Annotated in this window: 19 protein-coding genes and 1 pseudogene; all 20 read left to right on the top strand. The window is 33.3% G+C overall.

Going from position 1 to position 20,313, the window contains the following annotated elements:
• Positions 1–106: 106 nt before the first annotated feature.
• The 20 genes and pseudogenes from BMY66_RS08325 to BMY66_RS08230 all read left to right on the top strand — a co-directional run bounded on the left by BMY66_RS08325 (position 107) and on the right by BMY66_RS08230 (position 20,289).
• The gene (locus tag BMY66_RS08325; protein ID WP_090394826.1) at positions 107–385 is read left to right on the top strand and encodes a helix-turn-helix domain-containing protein; all 279 of its coding nucleotides are present in this window, start codon (positions 107–109) and stop codon (positions 383–385) included.
• A complete protein-coding gene (locus BMY66_RS08320; RefSeq protein ID WP_090394825.1) occupies positions 372–1,487 on the top strand; it encodes a type II toxin-antitoxin system HipA family toxin in 1,116 nt (371 codons plus the stop codon). Before BMY66_RS08325 ends, BMY66_RS08320 begins: the two co-directional genes overlap by 14 nt.
• A 575-nt stretch (positions 1,488–2,062) precedes the next feature.
• Entirely contained in the window at positions 2,063–2,590 is a 528-nt protein-coding gene (locus BMY66_RS08315) for a hypothetical protein (RefSeq protein WP_090394824.1), read from the top strand.
• An 81-nt stretch (positions 2,591–2,671) separates the two neighbouring features.
• Positions 2,672–3,721: a hypothetical protein gene (locus BMY66_RS08310; protein ID WP_090394823.1), complete on the top strand. Its 1,050-nt coding sequence runs from the start codon at positions 2,672–2,674 to the stop codon at positions 3,719–3,721.
• 469 nt (positions 3,722–4,190) lie between these two features.
• Positions 4,191–4,340: pseudogene (locus tag BMY66_RS13980) on the top strand (sugar O-acetyltransferase); the annotation flags it as partial.
• An 11-nt stretch (positions 4,341–4,351) separates the two neighbouring features.
• A complete protein-coding gene (locus BMY66_RS08300; protein WP_090394821.1) occupies positions 4,352–5,332 on the top strand; it encodes a hypothetical protein in 981 nt (326 codons plus the stop codon).
• Positions 5,333–5,355: 23 nt separating this feature from the next.
• Positions 5,356–6,453: a Coenzyme F420 hydrogenase/dehydrogenase, beta subunit C-terminal domain gene (locus BMY66_RS08295; RefSeq protein ID WP_090394820.1), complete on the top strand. Its 1,098-nt coding sequence runs from the start codon at positions 5,356–5,358 to the stop codon at positions 6,451–6,453.
• A gap of 2 nt (positions 6,454–6,455) precedes the next feature.
• Complete coding sequence (locus tag BMY66_RS08290; RefSeq protein WP_090394819.1) at positions 6,456–7,310, top strand: aldo/keto reductase family protein; 855 nt, start codon at positions 6,456–6,458, stop codon at positions 7,308–7,310.
• 36 nt (positions 7,311–7,346) lie between these two features.
• The gene (locus tag BMY66_RS08285) at positions 7,347–7,757 is read left to right on the top strand and encodes a Rossmann-fold NAD(P)-binding domain-containing protein (protein ID WP_090394818.1); all 411 of its coding nucleotides are present in this window, start codon (positions 7,347–7,349) and stop codon (positions 7,755–7,757) included.
• A complete protein-coding gene (locus BMY66_RS08280; protein WP_090394817.1) occupies positions 7,754–8,881 on the top strand; it encodes a polysaccharide pyruvyl transferase family protein in 1,128 nt (375 codons plus the stop codon). The genes BMY66_RS08285 and BMY66_RS08280 overlap by 4 nt, the downstream gene beginning before the upstream one ends.
• Positions 8,882–8,987: 106 nt before the next feature.
• Complete coding sequence (locus BMY66_RS08275) at positions 8,988–10,361, top strand: glycosyltransferase family 2 protein (RefSeq protein WP_090394816.1); 1,374 nt, start codon at positions 8,988–8,990, stop codon at positions 10,359–10,361.
• A 110-nt stretch (positions 10,362–10,471) separates the two neighbouring features.
• A complete protein-coding gene (locus BMY66_RS08270; RefSeq protein ID WP_090394815.1) occupies positions 10,472–11,746 on the top strand; it encodes a glycosyltransferase family 2 protein in 1,275 nt (424 codons plus the stop codon).
• Between the two features lie 18 nt (positions 11,747–11,764).
• Entirely contained in the window at positions 11,765–12,889 is a 1,125-nt protein-coding gene (locus BMY66_RS08265; RefSeq protein WP_090394814.1) for a DUF4422 domain-containing protein, read from the top strand.
• A gap of 18 nt (positions 12,890–12,907) precedes the next feature.
• Complete coding sequence (locus BMY66_RS08260) at positions 12,908–14,194, top strand: glycosyltransferase family 61 protein (RefSeq protein ID WP_090394813.1); 1,287 nt, start codon at positions 12,908–12,910, stop codon at positions 14,192–14,194.
• 8 nt (positions 14,195–14,202) lie between these two features.
• Positions 14,203–15,141 (top strand): UDP-glucuronic acid decarboxylase family protein, encoded by a 939-nt coding sequence (locus tag BMY66_RS08255; RefSeq protein ID WP_090394812.1) that lies wholly within the window; start codon positions 14,203–14,205, stop codon positions 15,139–15,141.
• Between the two features lie 12 nt (positions 15,142–15,153).
• On the top strand, positions 15,154–16,068 hold the full coding sequence (locus BMY66_RS08250) for an FkbM family methyltransferase (protein WP_090394811.1): 915 nt from the start codon (positions 15,154–15,156) through the stop codon (positions 16,066–16,068).
• Between the two features lie 48 nt (positions 16,069–16,116).
• Positions 16,117–17,205: a DUF4422 domain-containing protein gene (locus BMY66_RS08245; protein ID WP_090394810.1), complete on the top strand. Its 1,089-nt coding sequence runs from the start codon at positions 16,117–16,119 to the stop codon at positions 17,203–17,205.
• 109 nt (positions 17,206–17,314) lie between these two features.
• On the top strand, positions 17,315–18,490 hold the full coding sequence (locus BMY66_RS08240; protein ID WP_090394809.1) for a hypothetical protein: 1,176 nt from the start codon (positions 17,315–17,317) through the stop codon (positions 18,488–18,490).
• A 311-nt stretch (positions 18,491–18,801) separates the two neighbouring features.
• Positions 18,802–19,014 (top strand): helix-turn-helix domain-containing protein, encoded by a 213-nt coding sequence (locus BMY66_RS08235; protein ID WP_033152811.1) that lies wholly within the window; start codon positions 18,802–18,804, stop codon positions 19,012–19,014.
• Positions 19,015–19,017: 3 nt separating this feature from the next.
• Positions 19,018–20,289 (top strand): type II toxin-antitoxin system HipA family toxin, encoded by a 1,272-nt coding sequence (locus tag BMY66_RS08230; RefSeq protein ID WP_090394808.1) that lies wholly within the window; start codon positions 19,018–19,020, stop codon positions 20,287–20,289.
• Positions 20,290–20,313 lie beyond the last annotated feature (24 nt).

Raw genomic sequence — 20,313 nt, 5'->3', positions numbered from 1 at the left:
TGGCTTCGCGGCTGATGTTGCGAAGCCATTTGTGCTAAGAAGGAGATAAGAGACTAATATATTAGCTATATTTGCCAATTTTGGCAAAAAAGACTAATATATTAGCATGGTTAATTTATATCAAAAGACTTGGAAAGAAATAAATAATGAAGTAGCATCCAATGTTCAAAAGCTTCGCAAGAGAAAGAAGATATCACAAAAAGAGCTTGCTGAAAGATCAGGGGTAAGCTTAGGTTCTATAAAAAGATTTGAACAGACAGGTGAGATATCGTTGCAATCTCTGACTAAGATTGCAATAGCGCTTCGCGCCGAAGACGAACTGGAGTCGCTATTTACAAGTGCTAATTTTGAATCTATAGAGGAAATATTAAATGGACAGAGTTAAGAAATTAGATGTTTTCTATCACGATAGATTAGTTGGAACAATGGCACTCTATAATGGGACATTGTATGCATTTGAATATAGCAAGGAATGGCTGACAGAGGGATTTTCTATCAGCCCTTTTTCGCTTCCATTAGAAAAAGGCGTATTTATGCCAAAGATAGATCCTTTTGAAGGCTTGTTCGGAGTATTTGCCGATAGTTTGCCTGATGGCTGGGGCCGTTTATTAGTAGATTGCCTAATTAGGAAGAAGAGAATAGATCCTTTTTCTTATGGAAATATGGAGCGTCTCGCAATAGTTGGCGAGACTGGAATGGGTGCGCTTACTTATCGTCCTGTGATAGATATGGATGAAGAATATGACGACTATTCGTTGGACGAAATTGCCAAGGAATGTGAAAAAATCTTATTGTCCGAGTCTAGTGATAAATTGGACTATTTATTTGCAAAGGGCGGCTCATCAGGCGGTGCACGTCCAAAGATTTTAACAAAGGTGGATGGAGACGATTGGATAATTAAATTTCCTGCAACCTTTGATGATAAAAATATTGGAAAGCAAGAATATGAATACGCTTTGTGTGCAAGGGAGTGTGGAATAAATTTAGAGGAAGTACGACTTTTGGATTCTGAAGATACAGAAGGGTATTTTGGAATGAAAAGATTCGATAGAGTGGGGAATCGTATTTGCGATAGAGTGCACATGGTTTCCGCCGCAGGCTTGCTGGAGACATCCCATAGAACACCAAATCTTGATTACAATATACTCATGCGGTTGACTCTACAGCTCACAGGTTCAATGGAAGAGTGTGAACAGTTATTTAGACGTATGTGCTTTAATGTGTACGCTCATAATAGGGATGATCATGCTAAGAACTTTAGCTATTTGTATATAGAAAATGAAAATCGCTGGATTCTTTCACCGGCATATGATATGACATACAGCAACTCCATTAGAGGCGAGCACGCAACTACAGTCAATGGAAATGGAACTAATCCAGGGGAGAATGACTTGTTGGCTGTGGCCGAGAATATAGGATTGAGCTTGCCAAAGGCGAAGAGGATTTTGGTAGAAGTTGAGGAATGCGTGAGGGGGTATTTGGGGTAGGAAAGCCTGTGACAATTCTGTGTCCACACCCCATATTTATTGAATAACCCTACCATATTCAATATAATTAATACATAATGATTAATCCGTGGAGTAAATCTGGCCACGGACGGGGAAGCTAGGCTAATTTAAAAACTGAATGCTTGGTGGGGAGTAAAGGTAATATGGTAATTATTTAATGGCTTCGCACATAGTGGTGCGGGACCCTTTTTGCTAAAGAAATGGGGCATAATTGACGATATATATTATGTAATACTGTAAACAGATTAAGATAAATAAGATATATAGCACATTGAAAAATGAATATAGAGGGCGCTTTATTAATTCCTTGAAAAAGTAAATTACGAACATGCTTTCTTGGCAGTATTGCCAATATATATTACTTTAATTTTGTGAAAAATCCTGAAATATAATAAATAATAATGTTTGACACACAATTTTAATATATAGAGGGTAATATAATCACATATTCGCTCCGATATCAAAAGATATAGGAGGTGAATTGCGCGAAACAAAATGAAAAAGTTAATATTGAGAATGGAGAACAACACAGAAGAATTTGGAGGGCTAAAAACGTGTCAGAAAATGCAAACAACAAGAGTAATAATGGATTAAAGATAGCAATAGTTATTGGTATAGTTGTTATTGTTGCTTTGTTGGGGGTAATTATTTTCCTGCTATTAGGAAGGGGGAACACTGAGGAACCTGAAAAACGAAATGTGGTAGTCTCTCAAGACAATGTCGAGGAGGTAGTAGAAGAAATGGCTCAAGAAGAATACGTAGAGCCAGGATACTACGAGGCCTCTATGAATACGACATGGACATTTCCTACAGGGGCTGATGCATCAGAAGATGCTTATGTCGCAAACGAAGTAGGAAACACAAATGATGTTTATTTCGATGTTGTTTTGGCAGAGGACGAGGATGAAGTGATATACAAGTCTCCAATATTACCAAGAGGAAGTGAACTTGAAAATATTACTTTAGATACTCCATTAGAAGCAGGTACTTACGACTGTGTCTGCATATACCATCTAGTTGATGATGAGCAGAATACAATAAGCACAGTTCGAGTAGGTATCACTATTGTTGTTCAACAATAGGAAGAAAAACTGAATATTGGAACTAGTTAAATGCTTTGCCAAGGAAGGTGAAGTAAGATTTTTTTCAAGGAGGAAGCTTATATGAAAGCAAAAAAAATTTTAGCTGTTTTAACAGCAGCAACTATGGTTATGGCTATGTCCATTACAGCATTTGCAGCAGATGGCGATACAACAGGAACTGGAACAGTAGATGGTACAGGTGCATCAGAAGGTCACGTTGAGCAAAAGCATATGAATGTTGTTCTTCCAACAGCAACAGAGCAAACATTTGCTTACACAATGGATCCTGAAAGATTGATTCAGACAACAAATGGTGGTAAATATGCTGAAGGTACAACATTCCCTGAAGCAAATGAAGATACAGGTGTTTATTTCCTTACAGGTGAAAAAACATATTCAAATGAAAGTAATGAATTGCAGATAATTAATAAATCAAGCCATGATATAAAGGTTGATGTAAAGGTTAAAACGACAGCTTCGGCAGGTGGAAAAGATATTGCATTAGCTACAGATGCACTTGCAGCTGACGAGACATCTCCAAAGCTCTATTTGGCAGCAGTAGTGGGTGAAGGTGAAAATGCTACTAATCAGATTCTTTCAGCAACAGAAACTCCTGTAACAAAGAAATTAGCAGGAAACCCTGGTAATTATGAAATCGTTGTTGAAGAAAATGCAGAAACTGATGCGAAAGAGTATGTTTATAAGCAGAAAACAACAGGTCTTACTGATTGGACAGCACTTAAGTTTAAGATAAAGGGTGCAGTTTCTAACGCAGCAATTACTGCTGATACAACTGCTCCAAAGATTACTGTTACATGGAGTTTTGCTGAGCCTGAATCGACAGATACAAATCTTAGTACAGATGGTGTAGGAACTTATAGCGATGAACCTGCAGCTACTGCAGTGGCATCATGCTCATATGTTAACGGTAAAGCGTTTATTCGCTTAGTAGCAGATGCTAATGCAGATACAGCAAATATTACGTCTATAAAGGTTGATGGTACAGATACATCAGATTATAGCGTAACTGCAAGTGGTGCGATTGGTATTCCAGTAACTGGAACTGGTAGTCACACAATTTTGATTGTATATGACGGAGTAACATATACAGCAACAGCTACAGTAGAGTAGTTCAATTGTAAAATAATTTAGGTAAGGAGAATGCCCAACAATGCTTAATACATTGTTGGGCATATTTAAGTGTATGGAAAAAATAATAAATAGTGGAAATATTAATGATTATACTCGACCAGATGATATAAATATTATTTTGGCTGAGAATTCAGAATTAGTAATTAAGGGAACTCATTATTTTGATAAAGGTGCTCCTATTTTATTTAGATCAAGTCTAATACAGTTAAAAGAGCATTCTAGATTAATTATTGAAGACAATTTTAAATTTTATTATGGCGCAGATATTTTGATATTTGAAGGGGGAATACTAGAACTAGGGAGCAACAGTTTTATTAATTCATATTGCGAAATCAGATGCAAAAAAAGAATTAAAGTCGGAAAAGATTGCGCTATTGGACGGCATTTTTGTGCATTAGATTCCGATTTCCATAAAATTAATGGTGTGGAGCATGCTTCTGAGATAATCATTGGTAATCATGTTTGGATTGCACAGAATGTAACTATACTTAAGGGAGTAAAGGTTGGAGATGGCGCGATTATAGGTGCAGGCAGTATTGTGACTAAAGATGTGCCGTCACGCTGTATGGTGGTTGGAAATCCTGCAAGAATAATAAAGGAGAATGTAGAATGGGAATAAATAGTTTATTTATTCAAAACGCAATAATTAAAGAAAATTGCATTCTTTTTGCGTGCAGAAATATTTTTTGCAGTATTGATATTTTTTCATGGGAAATAAGGGGAAAACTAGTATTTGAGAAAAATGGAGTTATGTGGGGAGTTCGAAAATACCGAGATGATATATTGATTTATTCAAATGGATTGGCAGGATATTATTTATTTGATAGTAATAATAATTCATTATCTTTTAAAGAAATAAAAAAAATAACAAAATATTTAACAGCGTTTGTATATGACGATAAGATTATATTTATCCCTTATAATACTAGTGATGAATTAATAATTATTGATAAGGATGAGAAAGAAATAGCATCAGCAAAATGGAATGAAGAAATTATTAATAAGTGCTCAGATTTTGAGATATATAAATGGAATTATAAAGATGGAATTTTAACGTTAGTATTAAAAAATAGCAATAAAATTTTAATTTATGAAATAGAAAATGATGAAGTCGAGATACTTGATACCATATTTCAAGGAAAAGTTGAGGATGCATTTGTACTACAAGATAATCTATATTTTATAGATGAATCAGGAAAGAGGTTTTGCATTTATTCAATAAAAAACAAGAAGTTAGAACATGAAGGCTGGACAAAGGGAGGATTGTATAAAAAAATATTAATTGCCAATGAAGATATTTTTATATCCACAGAAACCGAATTAGTAAAATACGATAAGTTTGAAGAAAAAGTTGTTTATAATTTTACTAGAAAGTTTGAAGGATCAGCTTTTTTGACTGCATTAGAAAAAGAGAATAAATCTTTTATTTTGCCTTGGTTAGATGATAGTTTTATTGAAATTGATGACCATGATGGTGTGAAAGCGCATCAGATACCGTTGAAACGTATCCTCCTTACTCTTAATAAAATAAATGAGGATTATGTTAAATTGATAGATTTTTTAAAATATATTGAGGAAGTGACATTGTAAATTAAAAGATAACGAGGAAAAATATGATTGATATGTGGATAAGTGATGGAAAATGCACAGGATGTGCAGCTTGTAGTAATGTATGTCCTACCAATTCTATCAAAATGGAAATGAAAACCAATGGTTTTGTCTCACCGGTGATTATTAAGACATGCATAAACTGTGGTAAATGCAGGGAAGTCTGTGAAAGACGAATTGATTTAATAGATAATAGGCATAGAAAAAAATATGAGAGAAAAGCATATTTAGCATGGAGTAATGATGAAGGAAATCGATTTGAAAGCACTTCTGGAGGGATTTTTACAGAAATAGCAAGGTTCGTATTGCGTGATAATGGTGTGGTTTTTGGAGCTAGATATGATGAAAAATTGGATGTAAATCACTCGGTAATTGAAAACGAACAAGATTTGATTATTTTAAAACAATCTAAATATGTACAAAGTAATATTAATAATACATTTAGTTTGGTAAAAAAATATTTAGATAGTGGTAAAAAGGTGCTGTTTTGCGGAACTCCTTGTCAGATTGTTGGACTATACGCATTTTTAGGTAAAGACAAGTACGAAAACTTGCAAACAGTAGATTTTATATGTATGGGAGTAAATTCACCACTCGCGTATAAAAAATGGATACAAGGCTTACATATTCCAGTAAAAGGAATTTGGTTTAAATATAAAAAGTATGGATGGAAAAAATCTCCGAGAGTTACAAAAGTTTTGTGTGAAGATGAAGAAATAGTAATATCGGGTAATGATAATACTTATATGAAAGCATTTCTTGAAGCTAGATGTATCATTCGTAGAAGTTGTGCCTCTTGTGATTTTAAGAGTGATAAGAGATTGTCAGATATTACTTTAGGTGATTTTTGGGGAGTGGATAATGCTTATGATGATGATAAGGGTACTTCAGCAGTTATAATTAATACAGAGAAAGGCGAAGGACTGTTTGAAGCTATAAAAAAAAGTATTACTTTTAAAAGCGTTGGTTTAGAGGAAATTAAAAAAGGAAATTATCATTATGATAATGCGGTAGTGATTCCTGATAATAGTGAGGATTTTATTAAATTATTAAAAGAAAATGAGTTTGATGTTGCGCTCGGAAAGTTCAAATACGAGGTATAGTGATGAAGGAGTTCGAATTACTAAATGGATTATTAGTTCCACCGGTTGGTTTGGGAGCACAAGGTTTATGGGAAATAGAAAAAAAATCAGAATTATTTGCTAAAACATATGAAATATATAAATATGCATTAGAAGAAGGGAAATGCAAATTATTTGATACATCGGAATCATATGGGCTTAACGAAGACGCATTAGGGGAAGCACTAAGATACACGCGAAAAAGGGAAGAGGTATTATTAATGACAAAAATTGGTAATATATCCCAGCGCGAAAAACGAGTTAGAGGAGCTTTAGAAGACTCATTAAAAAGGTTAGGTACGGATTATATTGATATATATCTTATACATTGGCCTCAAACTGGAACATATATTTCAACATGGCGTGAGATAGAAAAATTATATGAAGAAGGTATAGTAAAAGCAATAGGTGTTTGTAACTGTAATAAGCATCATTTGCAAGAGATTGAGCAACTTGGAAGAATAATGCCAATGATAAATGAGATTGAAGTACATCCTTTATTTACACAAGATGCTTTAGTTAATTATTGTTACGCAAAAGATATACAAGTAGTATCATATTCACCACTTGCGAGAATGCATGATGTTTTGATTAAATCAAAACCGATAAGAATGCTGTCGGAAAAATATAACGTTTCAAGGGTGCAGTTGATTTTGAGATGGCATTATCAGAGAGGTTTCATTTCAATTCCAAGAACTCTAAATAAAGAGCATTTAAACGAGTATTATTCAATTGATACATTCGAATTAACAGATAAGGACATTGCTTTAATAAATTCTTTAAATGATAATATTAGATTAAGATATAATCCAGATGATTGTGACTTCTTTGCGCTATAGCATAGTTTATAGGATTATATTTGAGGAGAAATATAGATGGTAAATATTATTGATTTCGGATTTAGATTATTTGATAAATGGCTATATATTATGAGAAGCGGTAACACATTAAAAAGTTTTTTTGATGACAATGATTATAAAAAAATAGCAATTTATGGGATGGGAAGAATTGGAAAACAACTATATGCTGAATTAAAAGCTGTAGATGTGGATATTAGTATTTTAATTGATCGGAATGCTAAGTGTTTAAAGGATTTATATAATAATATTATTACTTTAAACGAATTACCGACATTTAAAAATATAGATGTGATAGTAATAACTCCGGTTCAGTTTTATTCAGAAATTGAACGGCAGATTTATGAGATAAATCAGGATATTGATGTAGTATCCGTTGAAGACGTAGTCGAATATGTGTATAGAAAACAAGTGGGAGAAAATGGATGAAATCTGTAGCAATATTTACGTGGTGTTTACAAAAATTCAGTAATTACGGACAAACACTTCAATGCTATGCTATGCAAGAAATTTTAACTGGATTAGGGTGCAAATGTAAGGTAATTAGGTATAGAAGTTTGAATGATGACGAAAAAAGTATTAATATACCCGCTAAAGGAAAGATAAGAGATTATTATGAATTAATTTATAGAAATAATCATTATGAGAACCAAGCGTGTGGGAAAATATTAAAATTTATTGATTTTATCGAAAATAATATAACAATATCGGAGCAGTGCTATACAATACCAGATTTGAAAGAAGAAACAGATGATTATGAAGTTTTACTTCTAGGAAGTGATCAGTTATGGAATCCGATGTGGACTGAAGATGCGTATCTTTTTGATTGGGCTGATAACAGGCATCGGAAAATAACATATGCAACAGGAGGGATTACAAGATTTCAAGGAAGAGATGCCTTAAATCTGGCTGAAAAAATATTTAAAGAAGGAAAATATGATTATATATCTGTTAGAGAAAATTCTGGGAAGGAGATTTTGACTAGATATTTAAGCCAAGATGTAGAGGTTGTGTTGGATCCAACATTAATGATTGAAAGAAAAAAATGGGATTTAATCTGTTCTAATATAAGTATTAATGAACAATATATATTGTGCTTTTTTATTGGGAAATATAGCGCGCATAATCATGTGTTAGAATATTTTGCGAAGAGTAACAATGTAAAAAAGATATATATAATTAAATCGAATTTATTAGAAGAAATAATTGTTAATGGAGACAAGAAAATTATCGAAGATGTGGGCCCAACAGATTTTATTTCGTTAATAAAGAATGCTAGTTATGTATTTACTGATTCTTTTCACGGAGTAGCATTTTCTATTTTGTATAATAAAAATTTTTATTATATGGATAGAGCATATGTGGATTCAAAATTGGCTGACATAGATCGAATTGTGAATATATGTAATACACTTGGTATAGGAAATCGATATGTCAATTGTAAAAAAGATTTGAATAATATTTCTCCTATTAATTATAGTGAAGTGGAATCAAAATTAGCGATTGAACGTGAAAAGTCGTTGGCATATTTGAATAATGCAATATATAAATAATGGATTCATATATACAAAAGAAATATGAATATGAGGGATTGTTAAAATTTATTGATTTTCATTTTAAATATAAATATAGAGCAAAATAATAAAATATGAGGTTGAAATGATTTCAATTATAATTCCATTTTACAATACTGAAAAATATATAGAACAATGTATTATCTCAATAATACATCAGACATATGAGGATTTTGAGGCTATATTTATAAATGATGGCTCAACAGATAATAGTGTAAAGATTGTTGAAGAATATATCAAAAAAGATAGGCGTTTAGTTTTATATAATTCAGATTGTAAAGGTGCGGGAAATGCAAGAAATTATGGAATTAGCAAAGCCCTAGGGGAGTATATAATTTGTCTAGATAGTGATGATTTTTTTGAAAAAGAGTTGCTTGAAAAAATGATAAATCGAATTCAAATAGACTGTGCAGAAATATGTGTATGTAATGCCGATAGATATCATCAGGACACGGGTATATATGAAAATGATGGATATAAATATTTAGATTATGAGGATTTTTCAACAAATAAAATTAATCCAGTAAAAAGGAGAGATGATGTTTTAAAAATAGTATCAATGGTTTGTTGGAATAAATTGATACAAAGAAAATTCTTAATTAAGAATGAAATAAAATTTCAAGATATTAAAGTATGTGAGGACAATATTTATAGTATCAAAGCTGTGGTAAAAGCTGAAACGGTGTCGCTGCTCGATGAAATATTGATCCATCATAGAGTTTCTCATGGTGGAAATTTGATGATGAGTTTTTATGATAATACTAAGTCAGTAATAGAAGCTATAAGATACGTTCAAAATGAAATACTTTTGACTAACGAAGCCTATAGATGGGCTTATGCTGTCATGCGTTGGTATACTAATGTTATAGATTCTTTTTTTATTGAATACAAAAAAAGAAAAGATGATAGTTTTGTTAAAACATTGAAAAATAGTGGAATACTTGTGTCACTTAATCAAAATTTAAATATGTTATTTGATAAAAAAAATGAATTTTACTTAGAGGATTTTATTGATTTAACTTTGGAAGTAGAGAGGTTAAAAAAGGTATTAGATAATAATAATTATACAAATGATTTTGATTTAACGTTGAGGGAGTATGAAAAGATTTCATATTCTAGTTTGCTAGAGGAAATACCATTTGACGATTCCGGTAAGACAATTGCGCTATTTGGAAAAGGTAAACATACTGAAGGTTTATTAAATATATATAACGAGTTGTTTGGAAATATTAATGCAAAGATTGTATATTTGGTAAGTGAAGATAAAATGCTTGGTAATAAAAAAATAATAAATATTGAGAAAATAAAAGGACGGAAAATTGATTTAATAGTTATTTCTAGCTTTATATACAGGAATGAAATGCTAGATGAACTTCAAATTATAAAAAATGAAATACCTGTTTTAGATATTTATAATAAATGGTTAAAAGGGGATTTGTTTTCTAAGTTCAGCAAGTGATAATACTATATTTTTGATGGGGAGTAAAATACTAATAATGTTGGAGTGCGCTTCACATCATATGATGTGGAGTGTTTTTATATATCGGTTTATTAAGAGAGGAAAATAGTATGGATGTTTCAGTGATAATACCAATGTATAACGTAGAAACAAAAATAGAACGTGCTATTAGTAGTGTTTTAAAACAGACAATAATTGACTCGGTGGAGATAATATGTGTTGATGACGGATCAACAGATAATACTATTAAGAAAGTAAAAGAAAAAAATGTCGATAATATACATGTATATAATCAACATCATTTAGGTCCTGGGATTGCAAGAAATCTTGGAATATCAAAAGCTACTGGACGTTATATAGCGTTTCTAGACGCGGATGATGAATTTGTTGATTCCAACGCGTTGGAAAAAATGGTTTATGCCGCTGAAGAACATAATATACCTATATGTGGAAGCCTAAGAAAAGTGGTAGAAAATGGAGAAGAAAAGGAAGTTGATTTATTTAGTGATTTTGAAATTGGTAAAGAGGGATTGGAAATATCTTATTCTGAATTTCAAAAAGACTATGATTACCAGAGTTACATATATCGAAAAAGTTTAATTGATGAATATGATATAAGCTTTCCCGTTTATGAGAGATATGAAGATCCAGTGTTTTTTGTAAAAGCGATGGCAGCAGCAAAAGAGTTTTATGTTGTGCCTGTATACTTATATAAATATTATTATGAATCAAATAAACAAGATATTATTTCAAATTGTATAGAAGATATATTAAAGGGGATGAGGGATTGCGCGCAAATCGCGTTAGATTTTAATTACAAAAATCTATTATATATAATCGAAGATCAGACGAAAAATCAATATTGGAATAATATAACCCAGAATATGACAACCTCTCGCATGGCTTTATTGATGGATATTAATGATATTTATCGTAAAGAGTTTCAATCAGATTTATCAGTAATGAAGGAAATACTAGATGTTTATAGTAATTATGTAGTAACAAAAGATCAATTAAGAAAAGTTGGTATTTCAAATGATTTAATGAGAAGATTGGTTTTAATTAATCTTAAGCAACGAAGTTGGAATATCTATTTTGAAAAAAAATCATTAAATAAAGTTGTTATACATGGCCTTGGAACATATGGAGAAATATTAGTAGATCTTTTGAATCAAAATAATGTCAATATCGTATATGCGATAGATAGAAATAAGACAGAACTCGGAAATATAGTGATAAATCAAGAGTATAAAGATGTTGATTGTGATGCAGTAATTGTATCATTGGCGGAGCCCGAAGAGATTATTAGGGGATATCGAGAAATAGGGATTAAAGCATTAGCTTTTAAAGATATGATTAATGAGTTATCCGAGGGGTTGATTTAAAAGAATAAGAGGTGATATATGTATTACGCAAATGAAATAGTCGATAGAATAAAAAAATCAAATGATGTGTATATTTATGGAGCGGGAATTGTTGCAGATGAGGTTGCGTCGTGTATTATGGATAAACCTTATAATATAATTCCGAAAGCATTTATCGTCACAGATATGAAAAACAACCCAGAAACATTTCATGGAAAAAAGGTTATAACATTCGAAGAATTTAGTAATAGTGAGAATAAAGATGTATTAATATTAGTTGCTTGTCTAGAAAAAGTTAAAAGAGAAATATTTAAAACACTAGAAGAGAATGGCTTTAAAAATATTATTAGTCTATCATTTGAATCTGATGAATGGAGTAATGTAAGGGCAAATTATATTATGCATTATTTTCATCAAAGAGGTCTGGAATATAGAAACTTACATGAAGAATTAAAAAAAGTTAATGATAAAGGACAAGGTGGAGAAATAGAAATCTATAGAGCAATAAGCGCTATGGATAAAAACTTGAAAGAAGATATTAGTAGATTTAATTGGGAAAAAAAGATTCAGGTAGGAGCTGCATTAAGTGACAGCCAGGTTTCAAATATAAGAGACAATACAGGTGAAAATATATCTGGAAAGAACAGAATGTATTGCGAATTAACAGCGCTATATTGGATGTGGAAGAATACAAGTGCTGAATATTTAGGACTATGTCATTATCGTAGACATTTCGTTCTTACCGAAGAAGAAAGAAGGAAACTACCGCAGTCAGATATTGATGTAGTGCTAACAGTTCCTATTGCGAATTTTCCAGATGTAAGGACTATCTATGCTAGAGATCACATAATAGAAGATTGGGAAATATTAAAAAAAGCTATTAAAGAAAAATATCCTGATTATTATGAGGATGTTGAAAAATTGGAAAAAGGTAATGTTTATTTTGCCTATAATATGTTTATTGCGAGAAGAGAAATATTTAATAAATACTGCGAATTTTTATTTGATGTTTTAGATTATTGCGAGTCACATTGCGTGGTAAAAAACGATCAGTATCAGAATAGATATTTAGGATTTCTAGGAGAAAGATTATTATCTATTTTTATGTTTCATCATTACGATGAATATAAGATTGCAGTAGCGGATAAGCATTTTGCAGAATAAAACAGGAGGGGAAAGATTGTGAAAAGAAAAATTGCCATATGGGGTGGCGGAGCATATGGAACATTTATTTTTGAAAAAATACAGGAATATAGATGTGATGAATATGAGATAAAGTACATAGCAGATAAAAACGCAGAAAGCTTGCAAAAGAAGTTCGATATACCAGTTGTTACACCTCAAGAAATCATCAGTTTATATAGAGATAAAAAAATTGATGGTGTGTTAGTGGGGGTGACATGGCTCCCTTACGAGCGTGAAATGTTGAAATTTTTGCATGAAAATGAAATTCCAGAGATAACTATTTTAAAGGATACGGATTTTGTACTTTCAGATAAATTAGATTATGTAGAAAAGAATGTAATCCAATGTTATCCAGGATATAGTATAAATTCAATAGAAGATGCTTATATTAAATGTAATGTAGAGTTTAATGATGTGACATATGTCTATACTAGTGACGGAACTATTATACGAGACACATGGAATGCATGGGGAGTACGAACAATACATAAAAACTATCCATTAAAATTCGATAAGTCATACTGGGATGATTGCGAGAAAATAGAAGAGCTATGTATGCTTGCTGGGTGTTTTCAATTTAATTACTGGCATGTTACATTTGAGATGCTGGATAAGCTGTTTGTAATGGTTAAATCGGGTTATAAGGGTAAATACTTGATGTATGAAACAGGATTTAATAAGCAGCTAATAGAATTATTTGATATTGAAGAAAGTAGAATAATTTGGATTAAGGATGGTGCTCCATCGCCAAAGTATTTACATGTGAGTAAGTTGTATTACGTAGTATGTGATTATAAAGATAGACATTTGCATGCATCAGTGTTAGATAAAGCGGCTGAATATTTGATTGAAAAAAGTCACTCTTGTGAGAGAGAGTTTGGGAAACGAGTATTTTTCAAGAGGATAGGTGTACGTCAATTGTTGGGGGCAGATAAAATATTAGAAGACTATGGTTTCGAAGTTGTAATCCCAGAAGAGCTTACATTGATGGAACAAATAAAGTGCTTTAATGGTGCAGATATTGTACTTTGTCCACATGGAGCTGGTTCTTCAAATTCCCTATATATGAAAAAAGGGAGTCATTTTATTGAGACCTTTAGTAGGGATTATATTAATCCTTTATGCATACAGGTGATACAAAAGCGAAATGTAAACTATCATATGCTTGTTGAATTGGAGGACTATAATCATATGGAAAAATGGGATCGTGATAGGGATTATAAACTTTTACCGGATCTACTAAAGATGACCATAGAACAAATTATTAATAATAATTATGTATAGGGGGAAATATGAGAAGAAACAGGGTGTTAGTTACCGGTGGAGCTGGATTTTTAGGATCACATTTATGTTATAAACTACTAGAAATGGGAAATGATGTGATATGCGTCGACAATTTATTCACAGGCTCAAAAGATAATATTAGAGAATTAATGGTAAATCCATATTTTGAATTTATAAGACATGATGTAACACAGCCTTTATATGTAGAATGTGATCAAATATATAATTTGGCTTGCCCTGCAAGTCCGTTATGGTATCAACGCGATCCAATATACACATTCAAAACATCGATATATGGAGCGATGAATGCGCTTGGTCTAGCTAAAAGAACAGGGGCAAGAATACTACAAGCATCAACATCAGAAATCTATGGGGACCCTCATATGCACCCTCAAGTTGAATCATATTGGGGAAACGTAAATACTATTGGTAATAGATCCTGCTATGATGAAGGAAAACGTGCAGCCGAGACATTATTTTTTGATTATCACAGGAAACATGGTGTTGATATAAAGGTAATGAGAATATTTAATACATACGGACCTAGAATGGATGTGGGTGATGGAAGAGTTGTGTCTAATTTTATTGTGCAGGCATTAAAAGAAGATGATATCACTATTTATGGCGATGGTAGTCAAACAAGGAGTTTTTGCTATGTTGATGATTTAATTAATGGCATGGTTAGTCTTATGAATAGTAGAGATGGCTTTGCCGGTCCTGTAAATATAGGAAATCCTGGGGAATTTACCATAAAAGAATTGGCTGAGATGGTGATAAAACTTACAAACTCTAATTCGAAAATCATATACAAGGAATTGCCATCAGATGATCCATTACAAAGAAAGCCAGATATATCTCTGGCAAAAAAAGAATTGGATTGGGAACCTAAGATAAAGTTAGAGGAAGGTTTGTTGAAAACAATTGAATACTTTAAAACTATTGTTTAGAAGGGGTTGGTCATGAAAATATTTTTGTTTGGGGCAGGTGAATTTGGACGAAGTTACCTATTGAATAATGGCGCAGATTTTGAGTGCTATATTGATAATAAATCTGAAAAATATAAAGACGGCATTGGTGGAAAGCAAGTATTATCTTTTTCGGAATTTGAAAACTTTTTAAAAAAATACGATATCAAAAAAGAAGAATTCAAAATAGTAGTTACTTCATCCTATCGAGATGAGATTACACAGCAAATAGCGAAAGCAGGAATGCTTTCTAATATAAGTGGCTATTATGATGGTGAAAAAGTTGTTAGTTATAAGGATAGTTTTGCTTGTAAGTCCTATTCTCAATTTGGTGAAGAATTTGGTATCGTGGCTTATCAGGTGATGACAAAAACTATTGATAAGAAAGATGGATTTTTTGTTGACATAGGATGTCATCATCCGTATGCACATAGCAATACTGCCTATTTACATAACAAGGGATGGCGCGGAATAAATATAGATGCTAATCCAAATAGTATAGAATTATTTAAAATCCATAGACCAAACGATATTAATTTGAATTGTGGTATTGGAGATAAAGAAGATACATTGAAATTTTACAGATTCAAAGATAGTTTGCGAGACTCTTTTGAAGCTGAACGTATTGATAGCAATGAATTGAAAGATATTATAGATATTCCCGTTCATACATTAGATTATGTATTAGAAACCAATGGGATAGAGCATGTTGATTTTATAGATATAGACGCAGAAGGTTTTGATGAGAAAATTGCTTTAAGCTTTAATTGGAAAAAGTATAATCCATATATAGTTCTTGTAGAGTATAGTGGCGGAATTGAAAAATTAATTGATTCTGATTTACACAAAAAATGCGAGAAGAAGGCTATAAGTTATTTAGCTACTATGTGTTCACAGCTATGTATGTAAAGTAGGCTTTGATTTCTCTGCGCAATTATTATATTCGGAGGACAAACAATGCCAAAAATCTACATCGCGGGCGTCCATTCGCGCGCTATCACAACTGGATACTACCTCAAATATCTCGACCCGGAAATGGAAATCCTCGCATATCTTTATGACGACGATGAAGACAATCCTTCCGAGGTTGATGGTATTCCTGTGCTCAAAATCGCGGCAGAATCAAATCTTGATATAGATGTTCCGGTGTATCTAGGCATGAGAGGTGTCAATCAGGAACACATCACAAGGACTCTTCAAGCATGTGGGATGAAACATATCATCCCTGTTGATGTGAAGCTTGATATGGAATTGAGAAATCGATATCTCACCCAATATTTTGCCGAGAGAAATCGTATATACGATAAGATTTATGATTATGATACAGATGAAGATACTTCAACAAGCACAGATATAAAAGAAAGTACAATCTATGTTGCCAATTCAGCTTTTGACAAAACACTGAAATCTCCATATAAGTTTGCTGAAAGCGAAAAAATAATACAGGTAGGCTCAGCCCTAACGGATGAAAGAATAGATGCGTCTTTTTTTGATAATACAGGTGATAACATATCAGAAAAAAACAAGCAGTTTTGTGAGCTGACAGCACTCTACTGGATATGGAAAAATGCCAAGGAAGATGTGGTCGGTCTAGTGCACTATAGACGTCATTTCATCCTGCCGGAAAACTGGCTTAGCTATATGGCGACAAATGACATCGATGTCATCCTTCCGGTGCCTCTATATGTGCACCCTAATTTGGAGTTAAACTATCGCAGTAGACATATTGGTGAATTCTGGGATGAGATGATGGAATATCTTAAGCAAAATCAATCCGAGGAATATGAAAAAGCTAAAGATTTTTTCAACTCCACAGGCTTATATTCGCCATGCAACATGGTGATTGCTAGAAAAGATGTCTTTGATGAGTTATGCGGTTGGCTCTTCCCCATTTTATTCTATGTTGCAGAAAAATGCGGAACTGTTGATGATAACTATCAGAATCGCTATCCAGGATTTATCTCTGAGCGACTAATAACATATTTCTTTGAACAGCATAGGGATAAGTATAAAATAGTGTACGCTGATAAGAATTTCTTAGAATGAAACACATCAAAATTTTTTAATATTTCCCTGTTATAATACTTCTATTAACAATTATTATGCCGATACATATACAAAGACTAATGGTTTTTTTGGTTAGTCGGAGGTCGATATGAAAGATATGTATGTTAAAAGGTTTTTTACAATAATGTTGGCAACGGCATTATTTATAGGAAATTTGAATATAAGCTATGCTGAGGAAACCGAGCCAGCTGAGACTGTTGATGAAGAGACAGAATCTGCAGAAGAATCAGCTAACGAAGCTACTACTGAGACTCAGCCCGAAACAGAATCATCAGCAGAAACTTCTGAGACTGAGCGTGTAACCACTGTGAAAAAAGTTACCGTCCCTGTGCAACGTGCTATGCCACAGGCGGTCTCAGTTATTCTACCGACAGTGGCAGAACCATCGCCTTTCAATTTTCTGATGGATCCACAGGAGCTTATTTATCTTACCAGTGCCGAGAAATATGGTGGTGGTACTGTTGAAGAAGGAGCCACATTACTGTTTAGAAACACCTCTGGTGCCTACGATTTTTCTAGCTACAGTGACAAACTTACTATCAAAAATGAAAGTAACGTTGCAGTGAACATCATAGTCAACGCTTCTATCAGTGACACTAGCGGAATCAATATAGTTTCATCTCCGGACTTTGGAGATAGCACAGCCTGTGACATGTACATTGCGTTGGTGGATAACAAAGGTCAGGAGATTCCTCTGGATGATGACGGAAAAATAGTTGCTAATGCAAGACTTGCTGCATCGCCAGAATCAAATTACACCTATTATTTAGACCAGGAAACTGGTAATTATGCGTGCGTGTTCAACCCAGTGGGTGGTTTTGATGAATACAGCTTTGGCCTTCGCGGTAGATGTAATCCAAACGGTGATTGGAAGTATGTTAATGTTACACCTGATATCGTTTTAACATGGAGCTTTGAAGCAGAGGATGCCGAAACAATCACCGAAGATACGGAAGTAGAAGTTACGGAAGAAATAGAAGTCCAGAAAGAGACTAAGGAAGAAACAGAAGCGGAAAAGACTGAAGATAAGAAGGAAGAAGTAAAAGAAGAGAAAGAACAATCTTCAGAAGAAACACAAAAGCCTGCAGAATCTTCTGAATCAACAGAAACTCAAGAACAGCCGGTTGAAAATACGGGTACTGAGGAGACTCAGCCGGAAAATACAAATGAAACTACTGAACCAGCTGCAGAACCTCCTGTCGAGGAGCCACAGCCTGAGAGCCCTGGAGAATTGGAGGAACCTGCTCAGACGGATGAAAATTAAACTAATTGCATTTCCTGCCGATATAAAGAATATAAAACAAAAGAATTGATTCTTTCGGCAGGAAGACCAATCTCCGTTGGTTGATTTGACAAAGGTCAGGTTGGCTGACGCGAAGGCTCAGCAGAAGGACAATTCAAGAAAGGAACTAAATCAACAAGAATAGGCGGCATTATTTGATACAAAGAATTCTAAGAAAAGCTGTGTTGACATAGCCGTACGGCGAAATGTATAATCAAAATAAGATTATATAGCCGTACGGCTAATTTTATACAATGCAAAGGTAAATATAGCCGTACGGCTAAGAGGTGTTTATGAAAGTAACAGATTCAAATTCATTTGGAACAGCAATAAAAAACAAAAGGAAAAAACTGGGATATACGCAGAAGTATATTTCAGAATTTACGGGAATAAGCGCAAGCTTTTTGTCAGATTTAGAAAATGGAAAAAAGACTATTGAATTAGACAAGGCTCTGAGAATAGCAAATCTATTAGGACTTGATGTGGAGTTGAATGAGAGAGGGTAATCCATGCGAGAATTAAGTGTATATATAGAATTGAACGGAATACAGACACTGGTTGGAAAAATCGCTGGTGAAAGTTACTTAGACGCTCGATTCAGATATGAACAAGAATATTTAGATAATAAAGATGCAGCAGCAATATCGATTTCGATTCCATTGCAACAGGAGGCTTTTTCGCCTGCAAAAACAAAGAATTTTTTTGAGAGTCTACTGCCAGAAGGCTTTTCGCGAAAAGCTGTAGCTAATTGGATGAAAGCAGATGAAAACGATTATATATCAATCCTAGCTGAGTTGGGCAAGGAATGTCTTGGTGCTATAAAAATAGTTGAAGGTCAGGATGACGAGGTGTCGGGCTACGAATTGCTATCAGCCCAAAGGGTTAAAGCGCTTGCAGCAGAGGGAGCTACAAAATCTACTGAGATATTACTAGAGACACATTTATCACTAACTGGTGCTTCAGGAAAAGTTGGACTCTACTATAATGCAGCGGATAAAACGTGGTATCTACCTAAGGGGGATGCTCCAAGTACGCATATAGTAAAACAAAGTCATGTTAGACATAAACAAATAGTTCTGAACGAACAGTTATGTATTCAAACAGCAAAGCGTATTGGCATTACGGTACCTGAAAGTTTTATTGTTTCACAGGGGTCTCAGGCAGACGAAGATATCTTATACGCAACAGCGAGATATGATAGGCCATTATCTAACAATAGAGAATTGGATGGTTTGAAATGTCCTTATAGATTACATCAAGAGGATTTTGCGCAGGCGTTAGGTATTTTTGCGGCCGACAAATATGAGAAAACTCCATCGGGATATATGGCGAGAATGTTTGAACTTTTAAGAAATAATTCGAGCAATCCAATTGAAGATCAAATAGCGTTATTAAGAATTATTATTTTTAATTATTTGATCGGAAATACAGACTGTCATGTAAAGAATTTCTCTCTATTATATAGCGAGGATTTAAAAACAAAACGACTAGCACCAGCTTATGATTTAGTAGCAACGAGAGTATATCGTACTACATCTGACATGTCGTTTTATATTGGCGATGAATTGAATATTTCAAAAATTAATAGAAGCAAGTTTGAAATGGTGGCATCGGAAATTGGTTTATCTCGTAATTTGGTACTAAATAATTTTGATGATGTGGCAAATAAGTTGGAAAAAGCCATGTCAGATGCATCGGAGGATTTAGCAGAAAAAGGATTTGAAAACGCTATAGCCTTAAAAGATGAGATTCTGAAGAGCGGTGGATATGGGATGATATAAATAGAATAACCTCTAAACCTCCCC

Source organism: Pseudobutyrivibrio sp. C4 (assembly GCF_900111635.1).
Lineage (GTDB): Bacteria > Bacillota > Clostridia > Lachnospirales > Lachnospiraceae > Pseudobutyrivibrio > Pseudobutyrivibrio ruminis.
This window is presented reverse-complemented; position numbering and strand designations above follow the sequence as displayed.